Source organism: Dictyobacter vulcani, assembly GCF_008974265.1.
Lineage (GTDB): Bacteria > Chloroflexota > Ktedonobacteria > Ktedonobacterales > Ktedonobacteraceae > Dictyobacter > Dictyobacter vulcani.
In genome coordinates, this window is sequence record NZ_BKZW01000001.1 from 1,152,656 (window position 1) to 1,170,006 (window position 17,351).

The following is a 17,351-nucleotide window of genomic DNA, read 5'->3' on the forward strand; positions in this document are numbered from 1 at the left end:
TCTTGATGGAAAAATGGGACGCCAGGCCGCTCCAATCCACATCTGGTATGCAAGCATACGATTGGAACGTTTTAGAGCTTGAGTCTCGTCAAAATCTTCACAGTAAGATCCGCGAGTTAATCGACCTGACTATTCATAGTTCCCTGTCAAGCAGGGAGATACAGAAACGCCTGCACCTCTGTCAGGCAGAATTCGGCAAGCTATTCGCCTTCCAGCTTGTCCGCTCACTCCAACGCACTGATGTAGATGAACGCGAAGCCGTTGTCTGGCTTCTCACGCAACTTCAGGATCAGTATACCGTTCCTCTGCTACAAAAGCTTTCACAACAGCCTCATCAATCCCGAGCTGTACGTCTATCGGCGGCACTGGCACTGGCAGGCCTGGGTGAGACACGAGAAATGCAAACAACTCCACCCCCACGTCTGTATGCCATTAGTTAAAGGTCAACCTCAAATTTCCTCCTGGATTGTGCGTTGGATTGCGTAGCTTACGCAATCCAGGCCTCGATTTATTCTGTTGAGCTTATTTTGTGCTCAAAATGAAGCGAAAAAGCTAGACAATACGTACTAAAAACAATTGTAATAATCCGAACTAATCAACATGGAGGTTACTAAATGCACTTCAGTTTTACATTTGTCGATCTACTGATCTGGCTTATTATTGCTTTAGTTGGTGCCTTTATTGGAGAGGCAATTGCACGCCGCCGCACTCGTGATGGGCTACTTGGAGCAACTATTATTGGCTTCATCGGGATGCTCATAGTTGTCGGCTTTCTTGGCTTGCATATCTCTAACGACTACTACATTGGTGGCGCCCCCCTCTTGACTTCTCTCATCGTGGCAGCCATTTGTGTTGCTCTCTGGAGTGGATTGGCCTATCGCCGCGTCTATCGTCCCGGCTATGAGCGCTATTATCGCCGCCGTGGCAGCTATGTTCGTCGCCCTCGCCGTCGTCGCCGTCGCTTCTTCTAAATCAACTATATTGGATGGAGAACTGTTACATATACATAAAATGCTCAAACAGGAATAATACGTTATATGTACATTTTGTCACTCCTTTTTTTCTACAAGAAAACGCCAGAAATAGTTTCTGGCGTTTCTTTATTTTGTGACGTATACTTATACAGGATTCAACAGAATGATACGTCATCCCCCCCCAGTATCCCCACTATCGGAAATAGTGACGGCGATCCGCTCTGACAATAGCGTCAGTAATTTGCACAAGGATCTATGATACGTTATGCTTTAAACAAGATTTATGTTCGAGGGAGAAACAAGCAATTGGCTATTAAAATTGAGATTCCCCAACGTGGTGTAATTGAACTGCAGCATGCAGTCTTCGATGTAAACGGCACCCTCGCTGTCGATGGTATTGCGATTCCTGGAGCTATTGATCGGCTCAAAACGTTATCTGAACACCTCTCAATCCATCTCATTACTTCTGGAACCCATGGCAAATTAGCTGAGATTGAGCGCACTCTGGGCTTTCCAATTCGTGAAATTCATCATGGCGATGAGAAGATGCGCTATGTACAAAGTTTGGGACCGGCTACCGTGATTGCTTTTGGCAATGGTGTCAATGATGCAAGTATGCTGCGCCTGGCTACCATTGGTGTCGCCGTGGTTACTCCCGAAGGTATTGCGACCCGCGCACTACAAGGGGCAGATGTCGTTGCTTACGGACCGTTGCATGCCATCGATCTGCTGCTAAAACCCAATCGCCTGATCGCGACGTTACGCGGCTAGATAGCAAACGGTTATGAAAGCGCGCTCAACCAGACAAACAGGAGAGCATGAACAGGTTCATACCTCAGCTGGGCAGGACTCTTCAGACGTTTCCACTCAGCGTAGTGGCTTGCTCTATGTCGTGGTTGCTGTGTTATTTTTCGCGACCAGCCCGGTGTTTATTCGCTGGTCGCAGCCCTTTCAGGCGGTTGAGATCGCTTTCTGGCGACTGGCGATTGCAGCGTTACTGGTAACGATTCTGGGTGTTGCGACCCATCAAAATATGCGCATCAATCGCCAGCAGTTCCCGCGCTTTATCGGTTACGGACTGGTAACGGCGCTCCATTTCTTTTTTTATATTGCGTCACTGAACTATACAACGACCGCCCATAGTCTGGCGTTGACCTATACATCTCCCATCTTTGTCACGCTCTTTTCGTGGCTATTTCTACGTGAATCGCTCCCTATACGCAAGCTATTTGGAATGTCGATAGCAGTTATTGGCGTTGCGATTATGGCAGGTTTTGAGCCACACTATACCAGTTGCACGCTCAATGGCCAATGTATGGTGCTGGGAGATGGGTTGGCACTGTTATCAGCACTTTGTTATGGTATCTACTCAATTATTGGTCGCAGTGAACGCACGCGTCATCCTTTATTTCGCTATACCAGCCATGTCTATGGACTGGCTGCCCTCTGGCTACTCCCCATAGCGCTCCTCTTTGCCTTCCGGCATCCCTATCCACTTCCCGCGCTGGGAGCGATTGCAGCCCTGGGCATCTTCCCACTGGGACTTGGACATACCCTCTATAATGCCGCCCTGCGTAAAGTCCATGCAACCTATGCCAATCTGATCGCGACACAAGAGGTAACCATGGGCATTGTCCTGAGCATCATCTTCCTGCACGATATTCCCTCCCTGAGCACGATTATCGGCGTCCTGGTAACGCTAGGTGGCATTATTAGCGTACTTATCTAGACGCCGCTGTCAGGATTATTTTTGATTAAGGAGATCTCTATGCAAACAACTGCCGACTCTTCATATCGCCGCGAGCTAGGAAATGGATTAGTGCTCCGCTGGTCAACGGAAGCAGATATCGGACGGATCGCGGCATTACACAGTATAGTGCACCGCAACCATGCTGATGATCCTCCCAATCCCAATGCAATCAAAGTTATTAACAGGATGATGAATAACGACTATCCTTTGATGGGGCCGAATGACTTTGCCATTATCGAGGATACCAGCAGGGATGGGAATCCAGTGGTGGCCTGTACCTGTATGTGGAAACAGACCTGGACCTATGAAGGCATCCCATTCTCCATCGGTCGTCCAGAGATGGTGGCAACTGATCCAGCATATCGTAATCGTGGACTTATCCGCTCTCTGTTTGAGATGTTCCATGCACGTAGCGAGGCGGAAGGAGATCTGGTACAGGCGATTACCGGCATCGCCTATTTCTATCGCCAGTTTGGTTATGAATATGCGCTCGAATTGATTGATCAACGTACAACACCAGTTGCGCTGATTCCCAAAATACCAGAGGGCGTTGCCGAGTCATTCACGCTACGCCCGGCCACCAGAGATGACATTCCTGAACTTGAGGCACTCTACAAACGGCGGGCGGACAGTGGTATTGTCACGGAACGGGTAAGTTACAAACAATGGCTCTATGAGGTTGAGACCTGGAAAGATCATCCTGAACTGGGGCATGCGCTCCATGTGCAGATTATTATCGATGCCACAGCACAGATGATTGGCTTCCTGGCAACCGATGTCAGGCGCAGTAACAACAAACTGAATGTATGGCTGCTGGAATTTGTTGATGGGGTGAATATGCAAGCAGCAATGCCTGCGGTCCTACGTGCACTGCAAACCTATAGCCTCAATATGGAATTGGCCCGTGCGGACACGCCAGTTTTGAGTGAGATCAGCTTCAATCTGGGGACCACCCATCCAGTACATGAAGTGCTGGGCAAAGAATTAGATCGTGAGACCGAACCTCCTTATGCCTGGTATATCCGTGTCAAAGATCTGCCCGCCTTTCTCAGACATATTGCTCCAGCGCTTGAGAAACGATTGGCGGCTTCTCCTTTAGCTGGATATAGTGGTGAGATCAAAATAGATTTCTACCGTGATGGACTACGCATGGTCTTCGAGCAGGGACGCATAACCATCATTGAAAGTTGGCGTGCGCCACTCTATGCTGCCGATGCAAACGCCAGCTTTCCGCCACTGCTTTTCCTGCAGGTGCTCTTTGGTCATCGTAGCATAGAAGCTCTACGCTATATATTTCCTGATATCTGGGTCAGCAACGAGGCCAGGCTGCTGCTCAAGATACTCTTCCCAACGCGACCATCATTTGTGCCCGGCTGGAATTAGTCACAGGGAAGCGTGTGGACGCGAACTGGTCGCAGCGACAAACGCTGCCGGTACGCTGATGTATTGAGGAGCGCTAATCCTGTGATATGTTCGGTAGCCAATGTATAGTGGCTGTGACACTATTGTGATAGCCACTAACTATTCTCCTGAAAGCAATCCTTTCTCTTATGGATGAGTGCAAAAACATCCGCATAGCATACCACGATGCGCTCCACCATAGTATGCTCCCTGGAAACGTGTTATAGAGGAGATATGGCTGATGAATAATTTAGGTCAATTTCTCAAGGAGTATGCTCACCAACATAACGCACGTATTGCCTATGAAATTAGACGCAACTTTCGCACAAAAAAAGTAAGCTTTGCGAATGTCTACTCACTGTCCTTAAAAACTGCAACATTCTTACGAGCACACAGCCTACAAAAAGGCGATACAATTGCCATCTGGGCGTCAAACATGCCGGAATACCCAATTCTGTATTTTGCTTGCTGGCTCCTGGGAATTATAGCAGTCCCCATTGATATTCGTACGACGGAGGAAACGCGAGGGCTCTTTGTCTCTACAGCACGCTGTAAGCTGGGTTTTAAAAGCAAGCTCATTGCAGGCGGCTTTCCCGCTACAGTCATGCACAGCTACTACCTCGAAGATTTGATTGAACTGGTCCAGGCATTACCCCAACTTGACGAAATTCCTGAAATTTGTCCCGCTGATCTTGCCGAAATCGCTTTTACGTCCGGTACAACTGGCACCCCAAAAGGAGTAATACTGACCCACGGCAATTTTTTAGCGAATGTGAGCGCGCTATGTCAGACATTTCCATTTAAACAGGAATATTGCATGCTGTCTTTACTGCCACTTTCCCATGCATTTGAGCAGGTGGTTGATTTTCTGGCCCTGTTTCAAATGGGAAATACAGTTGTCTATCTGGAACGTATCAACCAGATGAGTATCACCGCTGCGCTACACAAACATATGATTACCTCGGTGGCTCTTGTCCCTCAATTGCTACAACTACTGATGACGGGAATAGAGCGAGAAATAGAAAAAAGAAAACAATACCATCTCTGGTCAGGTCTGCAATGGATCGCCGGGTATCTTCCTCACTGGATGAGGAGACGCATCTTTTATCAGATGCGACGGCAGTTGGGAAAACACCTGCAATTTTTCGGCTGCGGCTCCGCTCCATTAAATAACAAACTTGCAAGAAAATGGGAGCATACAGGTATCTCGATTTACGAAGGCTATGGAGCCACGGAAACAACAGCTATTCTGACTATCAATACTCCAGCTGCGAAACGCCTGGGATCTGTGGGGAAGGCATTACCAGGAGTACAAATATTGCTTGATCCTATCACACATGAAATTATAGCTAAAGGCCCCAATATCTCCAGTGGCTATTTTCAGAATATGGAAAAGACACAAAAGGTCTTTGCTAACGGCTGGTACAGGACAGGAGATATTGGCAGGTTTGATACAAAGGGCTATCTGTATATCACGGGTCGAGAGGCTTTGAGAATTGTGTTACCTGGCGGTGAGAAGGTTTATCCAGAAGATATTGAGAATAAATTGAATGCACACCCCCTTGTGCGCGAAGCCTGCGTAGTCGGGGTGGAAGAAGAGATAGGAGAAAAGGTGCACGCGGCGGTGATTACAAAGTATCCAAAGAAGTTGGATGAGATTATCCACCAGGTGAACCGACAGCTTTCTTCACATGAGCAAATTTTGGCTTGGAGTGTATGGGAGCATGATGATTTTCCACGAACACCTATTTTAAAGATTGATCGCGCCAGAGTTGCCGCGGTTATTGGAGGTCGGACAGAAAAGATAGTATCGGGTGAATTAGCCAGAAGCGATATCCTGCACTCGCTTATCGCACAGGTGAAGAAAATATCCATTTCACAGATTAAAGAAACCAATGTATTAACGACGGATCTGGCCTTAGACTCGTTACAAAGAGTCGAACTGCTATCTTTAATAGAACAAGATGTAGGCGTAGCGATTACCGAAACAAGGATCACCGAACATACTACTGTAGCGCAATTAAGAGAACTTATGCAGAATGCGGATGTTGTGCCTGCAGCACTGCCATTCCATGCACTCAATTATCAGCCGTTGATTGTGAATTTAAGAGCCTGGCTGCAAAATATACTGGTATTTCCGCTCCACGCGCTGTTCGTTCCCCTGGAAATTACGGGACAAGAAAATCTGGTTGGTTTAGAGCTACCAGCAGTTTTTTATTTTAACCACATGGGTGTAATGGACGCAGTGTGTGCGGTACGCGCCCTGCCGGTAGCAATACGGCAAAAGCTAGTGATAGCCGCAACGCGTGATTTATGGAAAGAATGGAGACAATTTTTTGTCGAATTCTGGGGTGGTGGCTTTCCTTTTGATACCAGACAAAATATTAAAGCATCGCTTGAGCTGACTGGAGATTTTCTGGATAACGGCTTTTCAATATTGATCGCTCCAGAAGGTGGAATTTCTCAGGATGGGAAACTGCAACCATTTAAATCCGGGATAGGATTTATTGCGACACACATGGATGTGCCTGTGGTACCAATTAAAATTGATCCTGCCTATCGCGAAATATTCCCGCCTATGGATGAAGCACTCTTGGAAAATGTTCCAAAAAAAAGAAAAAATATCTGGGTAAAAATTGGCAAACCTCTAACATTCTCCAGGCAAACACCGATAGAGTTGGCGACAAAGGAAATACAACAGGCGATGATAGCTTTATAAGGTGGTGAAGTCTGGGAAGAGCTGAGAGTCCTCGACAATAAGTGTGGTGGACTCTAGCTGACAACACATGCAAGTAATAGGTTTGCGAAGAGAAGGGGCGCTGGTAAAGTCCAGACCAAAAATAGCGATCGCCTGAACGTGGGTCTCCACATTCTTGCTCAACGGTTTTATATCCCCTTCCCAACCACATACAATGAAAGAAATAAATATTACAATTGGGCCATCACGTTTTTACTGATTGAACGTAGCGTGGCAAACACGCCACGGCCATCAGCGGCCACGGACTCAAAGCTGGGGACATGACGGCGATTCAGGTAATGTTCCAGGACATTTACAGGCACGGCATTGGGCATGTCGCGCTTATTCCACTGCATGACCAGCGGAAAGGTTGCCAGGTTCTTCCCGATCCGACGCATGTTCATTTCTAGCTCGGCTATACTTTGAACGTTTTCTTCAAACTTCTCAGCTTGAGAATCGACGACAAACACAATTCCGTCTGCACCATTCAACACGGCCAGGCGGGTGCGCTCATATAAAATTTGCCCCGGTACAGTGTAGAGATGGAAACGTGTACGAAAGCCATGCACGGTTCCCAGATCGAGGGGCAAGAAATCGAAGAACAGAGTACGCTCTGTCTCCGTCGCAATAGAGAGCATGTCACCCCTGGCATTGGGATGAATGCTCTTATGCACATGTTGCAAATTGGTTGTCTTCCCACAATATCCGATGCCGTAATACACAATCTTACAGTGGATCTCATGGGTAGCAATATTGATGAGAGCCATAAACGACAGGTTCCTCTAATCGCGGAAAAGCAGATCGATGGTATCTTCGACGGACGAGCGAAACTGAAGATTGAGCACCGAAGATTTTGTGCGCGTTGTGTCACTACGCACACGCTCAAGGGTGCGTCCAAGTTCATCAGAAGCTTTTTTCGACAGAACTTTGACCAGGCCGATATGCGTTAGCTTATCAAAAATAATTACCAGGAGCCATTGCTCTTCGACCATGGTGGTGTAGATGTTTTCCTGCACCCCCTGCTGAAAGATATTACGGAAGTCTTTTTCGTCGAGAAGTTTAGCAACCTCTCGTGATGATGAAAAGACACCAGCGAGCAGCGCTCCCAGGGTTGTTGCGTTGCGACGTGTACCTGTTCCTTGCACGGCAACAACCTGGCCACTTTTATCAAGCAGCATAGCAGATGTGGCATTGGTATCATTCATCAACTTCAACAAGACAGCTGAAATTGTAGCAAGTTCGCGATCAGAAATGATAAGATTTGTTAATTGTTCCATGGACGCGCCGCCCTCCGTGTACACGTCTGGCATAAGGTATAATACACCATTTTATGTTGCGCTAAGCTTTATCTAGAGCCTCAAGAATTTCATTACGACTCGCTTTAACCAGATGGCGTACGCGACCAATATTCGAGGCATTATCTGAGAGTGTGACCATTAAGGCAAAATCTCCCAGGGGATCAACACTCACTATACCGTTTTCGTATTCCAAGAGCAACCCCACTGCGCTTCCTCGTCCTATCTCTTGCCCCAATGCCTCAGCGGTGCTAAAGCTTGTCGTTGTAATTGCACCCACCGCTTCCATGTCCTCTTTGCCCTCTCGTGTCATGCCTTCGATCATCAGACCATCCCGGCCAACGAGAATTGCCTGTCGGACTCCTGGTATTGCTAAGAAGCGGCTCAGCATCTGTTTTAGATCAACCATTGTTTCCTCCGCATTGTGGTTGCGATCTTGTTCCTGGTGGTGAGTCTGGGACCCTTGTTATTCTAACTGATGTCCTATTCGAGCGCAATGCTTTGGGACATCTTGGCTAATGTCTATCAATCACGCTGACCATGAGAAAGAAACTTTCTCTCTTCCTGCACGCGATTCTTTTTTCTCACCCATAGAGCAAGTCACCCTACCCTTGCTGTACAATAAAGAGACGATAACAAACAATCGTGCATGCCGCTCAGACGCGGCTTTGAAAAAGAACGACAGTAGTCCAAGGAGCTTTTATGGATGAACTACAGGCGTTATGGATACCTTCAACCAATTATTTTCCTGATCGCGACGGACATCGTCCGCGCTGGATTATAGTGCATGGGACCGCTGGTTTTACGAGTGCGGAGGAAGTTGGCTATTATTTCCAACAGGCTGATGTCAGCACCCATTATACGATTGGTCGCGATGGCGTGATTGTACAATCGGTACGCGAACATCATGGTGCCTGGGGAAATGGCGGAGTCACTGAAGGCCATGATCCCTGGTGGTCGCGTAGCCTGAATCCAAATAATGTGACGATCTCTATCGAGCATGTAAAACCACATCGCGATAACTCGGACGAGCTCACAGAGATACAAAAGACAGTGAGTTTCCAGCTTATTCAGCGTATCTGTGAGCGTCACCAGATTCCTAAACGCAAGGCCGATACATCCGGGGGATCACAGGGCACTCTTCAATGGATCCTGTCTATCGCAGCTTTTGTCCTGGCCCGTATCCCTGGGATGAACTTTTTTCGTTCTTGCGTGCTCCAGATACGCTCACATCAAGATAAACATGTAGCATAGAGGCATCCGAACTGGATGCCTCTGGCTTCTCTTAAACTTAACGATTCTTGGTACCGTAATTGGGCGCTTCTTTAGTAATCATGACATCATGGGGATGGCTCTCGCGCAGACCTGCATTGGTGATGCGTGTAAATTGCGCATACTCTTGCATGTCCTGGATAGTAGCCGCACCAGCATAACCCATAGCCTGCCGTAAGCCGCCAACCAGCTGGTACACGAGGGGTCCAAGCATGCCTTTATAGGGAACGCGGGCCTCAATACCTTCAGCGATCAGTTCATTTTCATCAACCTCGCCCTGGAAGTAGCGATGTTTGCTATAACTACGCTGCTTCATAGCACCGATTGATCCCATACCACGATAGTCTTTGAAGCGCTCACCATGGGAGATAATCAGTTCGCCTGGGCTCTCATCCACACCAGCGAGCAAACTACCTAACATAACGGTATCTGAGCCAGCGACGATGGCTTTGGCGATGTCGCCTGAGTACTGGATACCACCATCACCAATGATAGGAATGTTATGACGGCGTGCCACTGCGGCACAATCGTAGATAGCGGTAATCTGAGCCATACCGACACCGGAGATGATACGTGTGGTACAGATTGAACCAGCACCAATACCAACTTTGACAGCATCAACACCAGCTTCAATCAGGGCTTCGGTGGCTTCAGCAGTCACGACATTACCAGCCACAAGCTGCACTTTTTTGCCGAAACGCTCGCTGATCTGGGCAACACGCTCGATCACCATTCTGGAATGACCATGGGATGTATCCACAACCAGCGCATCCACACCCTCTTCAACCAGCGCGGCACAACGATCCAGCGAATCAGGGCCAACGCCAACAGCGGCGGCCACACGCAGACGACCAAACTCATCCTTGGAGGCATTCGGATAGAGGATTTTCTTTTGAATATCCTTCATGGTAATCAGGCCTTTAAGCATACCATGATCATCGACTACGGGGAGTTTTTCAACTTTACTGCGGTGGAGGATTTCACGGGCCTGCTCTAAGGTGGTACCAACGGGGACGGTAACGAGATTTTCGCGAGTCATCAGATCAAGGATTGGACGTTCTGGATTGTTTTCGAAGCGTAGATCACGATTCGTCAGGATACCGACCAGCCTGCCGTGCTCAGTGATAGGAATACCGGAGATGTGAAAACGCTTCATGACCATAAGTGCCTCACTTAAGGCCGCATCAGGTTCAAGAGTGATCGGATCAGTGATCATACCAGACTCAGAACGCTTGACTTTATCAACTTCTTGAGCCTGGAATTCAATGGACGCATTACTGTGAATAACACCAATGCCACCTTCACGCGCCATAGCAATGGCCAGGCGAGCTTCGGTAACGGTATCCATAGCGGCACTAACAACAGGAATGTTAAGGCTAATGGAGCGCGTAAAACGTGTTTGGGTGGAGACTTCGCGGGGAAGAACAGAAGAGGCTGCTGGTATAATCAGCACATCGTCAAATGTGAGGCCTTCTTTAGCAAACTTCTGGGCAAAGGAGTCCGGATTCTGTGCCAGAGACATGGTGTAAGACATCCTCCTTAAAAAAACACCAGCACACATCCAAAACGTGTACTGGTCCTTCATTGGATAAAAAACAGGCTCGCGCCTGGACAGCTTATAAGGTAAAGCGATTTAAGAATTCCTGATAGTGTAACATCTAGTATCAGGCAGCGTCAAATAGATAAGATCACAATCATCTCTCAGCATAAAATGTATGTTGTAGCAGCTCTCAGATCAGAGTGTGTCTGACTCCCATCCCAATGGGAGTGGTGAGTTTTCTGCCAGCCTGGGGAGCGCAGGCGCCCCCATTCTGTTTTATTGGTTGGTGCAGAGCACTTTCTGACCAGGAAATAGAAAAAAATCCTCTCCATGATAGCGGAGAGGATTTTGATTTATCGCGTCAGGCGAAAGCTTCTGTTTATAAGCTTCGGCGACCGCGGCTACCCATCACAACGTTGTAGATGATAACAACAACCGCGATAATGAGCAGAAGGTGGATCAATCCACCGGCAACGTGGAAAACTACGAAGCCAAGTAACCAGAGAATAAAGAGCACAACGGCAACAACCCAAAGTAAACCAACCATGATGCATCTCCTTTGACAAAAAGTGTAGGAACAATAATACCTTCACCACTTATCCATGAGGAAAATGGTTTTTATATAACTACTGTGTATACGTATTGTCAACAAAAATAGATGTGCAGTCCCACGAAACCAGCAAAGATAACAAGGACTAGGATAGTACAGTATGGTATTCACTGACTTTCTTCTTGATCTCCAACCTCACGTTTTCCCCTTGCAAGGATTGAGAATGGGTCATGACTGTAGCTTTTGATGAATCGGATCTATACCAAACGCTAACACTACCTGATATTCTGCACAATTTTTCTCTACAATCTTACCTTTTTATGTCCTTTACCTATCTAATATCAGGCATTATGCTGAACCCATACACGAAAGATGGGAGCAGAAATCCTGTATCCTGACTCGTTTTTGATGAGCAAATCTCGCCTGGCAAGGATGCGCAAAGCCCTGGAAATATTTTTATGCTGCGTTCCTTGTTCAATGTCGCTCCAGCTAACTTCTTGCGACTGATTACTGACATAGAGCAAACAGGCACGCTCGCTGTCATCACAACGTTTCCAGAGGTCATCAAAGTGGGCATCCCAGGATTCTACAAGCTGATTGACTGCAGAATAGATATCGTTAGCTTCGAGATAGTCTCTTTCATCAACATTGAGGTTATCGATGAGTTGAGAACAGAGAGCTTGAACAAGAAAAGGATGTCCATTAGTTTGCTGAATAATATGCTCAACAGTTTCTCTAAAAAGTTCAGCTCCTGGATAGCCTGGTTTGGGATGCAAGATCAACTGGCGGGCTTCAGACTGGCTAAGAAAACTGACTTTGAGGGTCTGAACATTAACGAAGTAGTTGGACCAGTTAAGTCCTGTTTGAGTTCCCATATCGCTAAAAGCGTGAACGCCACTAAACAGAAGAATGATACTAGGTCTATATTGAATGGTTTTCCGGCACCAGTCAAAAAACATGTTGAGGTCCAGATAGCCTTTATAGGCATACTCATCCAGTTTCTCAAATTCATCAAAGGCAAGCAATAAAGTGCAATCTCCTTCTTCCAGGAGATAAACCACTTTATTTAACCATCCCTCAAAGAATAGGTATGCCATAGAGTCATTAAAATAGCTGGATGCCTGCAATCGCTCAAAGGCCATAGGTTCTATGTGAATGCCTCGCTGGCTCAGTTCTTGTTGGATACCACTGGCAATGATCCCTAGAAAAATAGCAGTACGAGCGTAAATATTGGGATCCTGGAGATTATAGACAACGGGGATATAACTGGCCCCCAATACATAGGATAGTTGGCGCAGAGTACTGGTTTTTCCCATACGCCGCTCACCTTGCAATAATAGGGTAGGACGCCGATTACCCTTATTCAATGCTTGCTCTAATTGCAATGCTAAATCTTTACGCCCCACAAACAAGGGATCATGTGGCTCCAATACCTGTCCAGGTTTATAGGGATTATCTATGTGACCAATATCCTGGCCCATCCGTTCGAGAATTGCTCGTTCTTCCAAAGCAGCCTTTTGCCAGGTTTCGATAATTTTCCTGACGCGGCGATTCAAACTCTGGTCACGAAATGCGATATTAGGATGAATTTTTTGCAAATTGTCAATCATTCTATCAATAGCTTTTAGTCTGGCTTGTTGACCAAGTGGCTGCAAGCTACTCATAGCTTCACGACTGGCATCGCTCAGCCTGGTCAACGCACTCGACCAGACTGGATTACTCAGCTTTGTTTCTGGCGGCAGAATCTCATTCAGATTATGCGTAACTCCTGAGATATGCTTAATAGTGGTACATCCTTCCAAATCTTGGATCGCAATCTCTAGCGCTGCATTCCGAGCCGCCCGTAACTGTAATGGCCGCTCAGCTACAATAAAAGCAATCTCCTCCAGAGTTTGCTGTGGTTGTTCACTATAAGCCAGCAACAGTGTATGTTTCAAAAAAGGTAATGGAAGATAAACGCGTTCATCCCAATACAACGCTGAATGCTTCAATAACATCAAAGATTCATTCGACCGATTCCTACTAATTAAATATGTATAAAATACAGAAGTTCCACTTATCAAATAAAACGGGATTCGATATGCCCCCATGATACTAGCTATCCAAACAACTACCACAAATGTTGGATCAGCACTTATCCCTTCTATCAATGCAACTCCTACTGCAATTGCTGTTGCAATTGCTATGCCACCTCTTATGCCAAACATTACACAAAAAGCTATTCCAGCTCCTAACCCTATCCCTATCCCTCCTATTATTCCAGACCCTAATCCTATCCCTATCCCAACCCCTATACCAAATGTTATTCCTGATGCTACCCCAACCCCTATACCCAACACAGTAGCAAATACTATTACAAATAGTATTCCAACAATTGGGGACCAAAGAAAGCTAAACATATCTCTATAATAGACTAAATGAAAAAACATGCATGCCACATTGACAACAAGCACAATGAAGTAATCAATCAAAAATATAGGCAGAGCCATTCGTGCCATCACTTGCAAACGTTGCCTGTAGGTTGCTGGCTGCAGTTCTCTGATCAGATAGGTGGGTTGAAAAAATGCGTAGAACATCAGGCGCAAGGCTCTTACTTTTGATATCTGTCGTTCTATCATTATTTACTCCTTGACTACTGCCTGATATGTTTCATCTAATCTGTGCTTAAAATTATTTTCATAATATGTATCGTCCACATTCAAATTATCCTCCTGAGACTGTTTATCCTCCAGCAGCATTTTACCAACCAATTGTAGGTGTAACGGTGGCCAGTAGCACTCTCCGGAAGGCTTATGACGTGCCCCCCACTGCAAAAATGCCTCTCGCTCTTTCTTATTAAAACCAGCTTGTTGCCCTTTATTCTCTACAAAATCTCGCGCCTCCTGTTCTGTAAAAGGCTTGAGCGTAATTTGCTGCACTATATTGAAGAGCGGACTGGTCTGCCCGGTCAATCCTTCAATGATTTCTTTCAAAGGATGTTTGCTGGCGGTAACCAGAACTAGCCCATCATCCTGTGCCAGAGCACGAAGGCCATCAAAGAATTCGTGATTAAACTCCTGCCTATCATTAAATCCTTCAAATTCATCAATGCAAAGAACTGGGCGTATTCCCATATTTATCATTCCACGTATCGCCTGTGCCAATTGTGCAAGTGGCATCATGCCTGAAACATTTGCAGATATCGATATATTAAACTGCGTCAGCACATGTAGCACAAAGCTAGCCTGGTTCTTACATGTTGGATATGTGGCGCTGACCCTCACAACTCGATAGGAGGGATTATGCGTAGGCGCCACTAACTGTAGATACTCCAGGAGCCAGGTCTTACCGATGCGGCGCTCACCGATAATCGAGCTGGATCCTTTTTTTGCTAGACGCGTAATCAGCGTGTTTCTTGCTGCCGCCCGACCATAAAACTCATCTGGATCACTTAGAGATTCGTTAAACGAAAAGTAAGGTTGTCCTGACTTTTCTGCCGATGCTAATGATGCTAATGATGCTGACGCAGTACGATGATCAACAACAAATATTATTGCTGTTATGATAACCAGGACGACTCCTATAGCAATTGTAATGCTGAGATGCTGCTCCATCCAACCAACAGGAGTATTAGGGGCAAAATCTGTACTTGAGGTCATTCGAGTCGATATAATGTTGATTGCTAAACCTAATACAATGACAATCCAGAAGAAGCTTAATCCTTTACAGAGTCGATGGCATAGGCGAATCCAAAAAGGTGGTATAACAACTGGCTTTTGTGATCGCGAAGGGGTTGTCATCCTTAACTCCCGCAATTTATTATTATGTATTTTAGTATATAACGATTATTATTGCATGGCAATATGTACTTAATTTTTGACATACATAAACATGTATATCACTGGTGCAGATCGTATATTTCTTGTTATCTAATATGCTTGAATCGTCCGGCTTGTCATCTTGCCAAAACTGCTGTACTTTATTACAAAAGGATTACTGGATTTCTGGCTGTTTAACCCTCCCATAGTCTTCGGGATATTTGTGTAGGTAGAAGAAAAGGGATGGTTGTAGATAAAAGGAGTAACTCTTATGTCTGCTCAGACGCAGACAACGACAACGGTGGCTCAGACGGCGCAAAACGAGCGAGCGACCATTGTCGTTGAGAATTTCAGCAAAAGTTATGGCACGCATCGCGTTGTCGATGCATTAACATTCCAGGTTCAGCCTGGTGAGGTTTTTGCCCTGCTCGGTCCTAATGGCGCGGGCAAGACCACAACGGTCGAAACACTGGAGGGCTATCGCGCTCCCGATACAGGCACGATCCGAGTGCTTGGCCTTGACCCGATCAAACAGGCGGAAGCATTAAAGCCACGCATCGGAGTCATGCTGCAACAGGATGGTCTCTATCCAGCGTTGACAGCTCGCGAGGTCTTGCGCCTCTTCGCTGGCTATTATACACAACCACAGGATGTGGATGCGCTCCTTGAGCGCGTCGGACTGACTGATGCGGCGAAAACACGCTGCCGCCGTCTGTCGGGTGGACAAAAGCGACGACTGGCACTGGCAGTAGCATTGATCGGCAATCCAGAATTGGTCTTTCTGGATGAGCCAACAGCGGGCATGGATCCACAGGCTCGCCAGACTACCTGGGAGATTGTGCGCGAGTTGAAGCGCAATGGCGTGACGATCTTGCTGACAACTCATTTGATGGATGAAGCAGAACGCCTGGCCGATCGGGTAGCCATTATCGATCATGGTCAGTTGATCGCTCTGGATACTCCAGCCAACCTGACTAGCGGACAGAACGCCAATGTGGTGCGCTTTGTCGCTCCGGAAGGCCTGGATTGTCGGCAATTGACAGCTTTACCATCTGTACAGAAGGCTGAGGAGGTACGAGCTGGTAGCTATGTACTTGAAACGGATGATATTCCAGCCTTGCTGGTCGAATTGACGACATGGCTGCGCGATCAGGCTATTCCTCTCTCAGAGTTACGGGTCGGTCATGGCTCTTTAGAGGATCTATTCTTACGCTTAACTGGATCAGAGGTACGAGACTAATATGGCCACACAGACATCTTTAACGACCGAGTCGACGCCACGCCAGAACACACCAGCATCGGCAGGTCGGCAGATACTTAAACAGACACAATTCGAATTATTATTGACCAGCCGACGCGGCGAGAATGTACTGGTCACCTTGATTATTCCAGTGATGCTGCTAATTTTCTTTGCTTCACTCAATATTATTCCAGTCAAACAGGGTGGAAGTGCCGCAACATTTCTGTTGCCTGGTATCCTGGCGATTGCGATTATGGCCGCTGGAATGGTAAATCTAGGTATCGCGACAGCTTATGAGCGCTACTATGGGGTGCTCAAACGCCTGGGTAGCTCGCCACTGTCACGTAGTCGCTTGATTATTGCGAAGATTATCTCGATTCTAGTACTGGAGGTGGTGCAGGTAGCGCTCTTGATCGGCGTAGCCATTGCTTTCTATGGCTGGCGACCAGTCGGCTCACTACCTCTGGCACTGCTCGCGCTAGCCCTGGGAACCGTCACATTTTCAGCGCTTGGTCTGGCCATGGCCGGTGCCTTACGTGCTGAAATGACGCTGGCCGGAGCCAACGCACTCTTCCTGGTATTTATCCTGCTGGGTGGTGGAATCCTGCCACTGGAACATCTTCCTGCACCCATCGCTGCCGTAGCACAACTGCTACCAGCATCCGCGCTCACGCAGGCACTACAACAGACAATGACGGCCGGTGGCACGCTCCCGGTATATCCACTCGTCTTGCTGGCAGTATGGGCTGTGGTGATCCTGCTAGTGGCGATGCGCACGTTTAAATGGGAGTAAGG

The 17,351-nt window shown here is 47.0% G+C and carries 17 protein-coding genes; 9 read left to right on the forward strand and 8 right to left on the reverse strand.

What is annotated here, in order from left to right:
* The first annotated feature begins 5 nt into the window (after positions 1–5).
* The 6 genes from KDW_RS04825 (at position 6) to KDW_RS04850 (ending at position 6,844) form a co-directional block, all read left to right on the forward strand.
* Entirely contained in the window at positions 6–440 is a 435-nt protein-coding gene (locus tag KDW_RS04825) for a hypothetical protein (protein ID WP_151754912.1), read from the forward strand.
* Positions 441–614: 174 nt separating this feature from the next.
* Complete coding sequence (locus KDW_RS04830) at positions 615–971, forward strand: GlsB/YeaQ/YmgE family stress response membrane protein (RefSeq protein WP_151754913.1); 357 nt, start codon at positions 615–617, stop codon at positions 969–971.
* 309 nt (positions 972–1,280) lie between these two features.
* Positions 1,281–1,745, forward strand: a complete 465-nt coding sequence (locus tag KDW_RS04835) for an HAD family hydrolase (RefSeq protein WP_162004957.1) — start codon at positions 1,281–1,283, stop codon at positions 1,743–1,745.
* Between the two features lie 13 nt (positions 1,746–1,758).
* A complete protein-coding gene (locus KDW_RS04840; protein WP_151754915.1) occupies positions 1,759–2,703 on the forward strand; it encodes a DMT family transporter in 945 nt (314 codons plus the stop codon).
* 39 nt (positions 2,704–2,742) lie between these two features.
* Entirely contained in the window at positions 2,743–4,107 is a 1,365-nt protein-coding gene (locus KDW_RS04845; RefSeq protein ID WP_151754916.1) for a GNAT family N-acetyltransferase, read from the forward strand.
* A gap of 259 nt (positions 4,108–4,366) precedes the next feature.
* On the forward strand, positions 4,367–6,844 hold the full coding sequence (locus tag KDW_RS04850) for an AMP-binding protein (RefSeq protein WP_151754917.1): 2,478 nt from the start codon (positions 4,367–4,369) through the stop codon (positions 6,842–6,844).
* On the opposite strand, the gene KDW_RS33630 is transcribed toward KDW_RS04850, so the two are convergent.
* The 4 genes from KDW_RS33630 to KDW_RS04865 all read right to left on the reverse strand — a co-directional run bounded on the left by KDW_RS33630 (position 6,839) and on the right by KDW_RS04865 (position 8,566).
* Positions 6,839–7,006, reverse strand: a complete 168-nt coding sequence (locus KDW_RS33630) for a hypothetical protein (RefSeq protein ID WP_233097615.1) — start codon at positions 7,004–7,006, stop codon at positions 6,839–6,841. The two genes, KDW_RS04850 and KDW_RS33630, sit on opposite strands and share 6 nt — an antisense overlap.
* 47 nt (positions 7,007–7,053) lie before the next feature.
* Positions 7,054–7,629, reverse strand: coding sequence for a GTP-binding protein (locus tag KDW_RS04855; RefSeq protein ID WP_151754918.1), 576 nt, complete (start codon positions 7,627–7,629; stop codon positions 7,054–7,056).
* A gap of 15 nt (positions 7,630–7,644) precedes the next feature.
* On the reverse strand, positions 7,645–8,139 hold the full coding sequence (locus KDW_RS04860) for a roadblock/LC7 domain-containing protein (protein ID WP_126626057.1): 495 nt from the start codon (positions 8,137–8,139) through the stop codon (positions 7,645–7,647).
* A 61-nt stretch (positions 8,140–8,200) separates the two neighbouring features.
* Entirely contained in the window at positions 8,201–8,566 is a 366-nt protein-coding gene (locus KDW_RS04865) for a roadblock/LC7 domain-containing protein (RefSeq protein WP_151754919.1), read from the reverse strand.
* 293 nt (positions 8,567–8,859) lie between these two features.
* On the opposite strand from KDW_RS04865, the gene KDW_RS04870 reads away from it, so the two are divergent.
* Positions 8,860–9,411, forward strand: a complete 552-nt coding sequence (locus tag KDW_RS04870) for an N-acetylmuramoyl-L-alanine amidase (protein WP_151754920.1) — start codon at positions 8,860–8,862, stop codon at positions 9,409–9,411.
* Between the two features lie 37 nt (positions 9,412–9,448).
* Here the strand turns inward: KDW_RS04870 and guaB are convergent, their stop codons facing one another.
* From guaB to KDW_RS04895, 4 genes are all read right to left on the reverse strand, one after another.
* A complete protein-coding gene (guaB, locus tag KDW_RS04875) occupies positions 9,449–10,951 on the reverse strand; it encodes an IMP dehydrogenase (RefSeq protein ID WP_151754921.1) in 1,503 nt (500 codons plus the stop codon).
* A gap of 397 nt (positions 10,952–11,348) precedes the next feature.
* Positions 11,349–11,516, reverse strand: coding sequence for a lmo0937 family membrane protein (locus tag KDW_RS04880; RefSeq protein ID WP_151754922.1), 168 nt, complete (start codon positions 11,514–11,516; stop codon positions 11,349–11,351).
* Positions 11,517–11,860: 344 nt separating this feature from the next.
* A complete protein-coding gene (locus tag KDW_RS04885) occupies positions 11,861–14,137 on the reverse strand; it encodes an ATP-binding protein (RefSeq protein WP_162004958.1) in 2,277 nt (758 codons plus the stop codon).
* Between the two features lie 3 nt (positions 14,138–14,140).
* A complete protein-coding gene (locus KDW_RS04895) occupies positions 14,141–15,298 on the reverse strand; it encodes an AAA family ATPase (RefSeq protein ID WP_151754924.1) in 1,158 nt (385 codons plus the stop codon).
* Positions 15,299–15,587: 289 nt separating this feature from the next.
* On the opposite strand from KDW_RS04895, the gene KDW_RS04900 reads away from it, so the two are divergent.
* Both KDW_RS04900 and KDW_RS04905 read left to right on the forward strand, forming a co-directional pair.
* Positions 15,588–16,556, forward strand: coding sequence for an ABC transporter ATP-binding protein (locus KDW_RS04900; RefSeq protein WP_151754925.1), 969 nt, complete (start codon positions 15,588–15,590; stop codon positions 16,554–16,556).
* A 1-nt stretch (position 16,557) separates the two neighbouring features.
* Positions 16,558–17,349, forward strand: a complete 792-nt coding sequence (locus KDW_RS04905; protein ID WP_151754926.1) for an ABC transporter permease — start codon at positions 16,558–16,560, stop codon at positions 17,347–17,349.
* Positions 17,350–17,351: the final 2 nt, after the last annotated feature.

What these genes read in the sequence shown, in the direction of transcription:
- KDW_RS04850 (WP_151754917.1), top strand. Translation starts at nt 4,367, where the DNA reads ATGAATAATTTAGGTCAATTTCTCAAGGAGTATGCTCACCAACATAAC.
- KDW_RS04855 (WP_151754918.1), bottom strand. Translation starts at nt 7,629, where the DNA reads ATGGCTCTCATCAATATTGCTACCCATGAGATCCACTGTAAGATTGTG.
- KDW_RS04825 (WP_151754912.1), top strand. Translation starts at nt 6, where the DNA reads ATGGAAAAATGGGACGCCAGGCCGCTCCAATCCACATCTGGTATGCAA.
- KDW_RS04860 (WP_126626057.1), bottom strand. Translation starts at nt 8,139, where the DNA reads ATGGAACAATTAACAAATCTTATCATTTCTGATCGCGAACTTGCTACA.
- KDW_RS04840 (WP_151754915.1), top strand. Translation starts at nt 1,759, where the DNA reads ATGAAAGCGCGCTCAACCAGACAAACAGGAGAGCATGAACAGGTTCAT.
- KDW_RS04895 (WP_151754924.1), bottom strand. Translation starts at nt 15,298, where the DNA reads ATGACAACCCCTTCGCGATCACAAAAGCCAGTTGTTATACCACCTTTT.
- KDW_RS04865 (WP_151754919.1), bottom strand. Translation starts at nt 8,566, where the DNA reads ATGGTTGATCTAAAACAGATGCTGAGCCGCTTCTTAGCAATACCAGGA.
- KDW_RS04880 (WP_151754922.1), bottom strand. Translation starts at nt 11,516, where the DNA reads ATGGTTGGTTTACTTTGGGTTGTTGCCGTTGTGCTCTTTATTCTCTGG.
- guaB (WP_151754921.1), bottom strand. Translation starts at nt 10,951, where the DNA reads ATGTCTCTGGCACAGAATCCGGACTCCTTTGCCCAGAAGTTTGCTAAA.
- KDW_RS04870 (WP_151754920.1), top strand. Translation starts at nt 8,860, where the DNA reads ATGGATGAACTACAGGCGTTATGGATACCTTCAACCAATTATTTTCCT.
- KDW_RS04900 (WP_151754925.1), top strand. Translation starts at nt 15,588, where the DNA reads ATGTCTGCTCAGACGCAGACAACGACAACGGTGGCTCAGACGGCGCAA.
- KDW_RS04830 (WP_151754913.1), top strand. Translation starts at nt 615, where the DNA reads ATGCACTTCAGTTTTACATTTGTCGATCTACTGATCTGGCTTATTATT.
- KDW_RS04845 (WP_151754916.1), top strand. Translation starts at nt 2,743, where the DNA reads ATGCAAACAACTGCCGACTCTTCATATCGCCGCGAGCTAGGAAATGGA.
- KDW_RS04885 (WP_162004958.1), bottom strand. Translation starts at nt 14,137, where the DNA reads ATGATAGAACGACAGATATCAAAAGTAAGAGCCTTGCGCCTGATGTTC.
- KDW_RS04905 (WP_151754926.1), top strand. Translation starts at nt 16,558, where the DNA reads ATGGCCACACAGACATCTTTAACGACCGAGTCGACGCCACGCCAGAAC.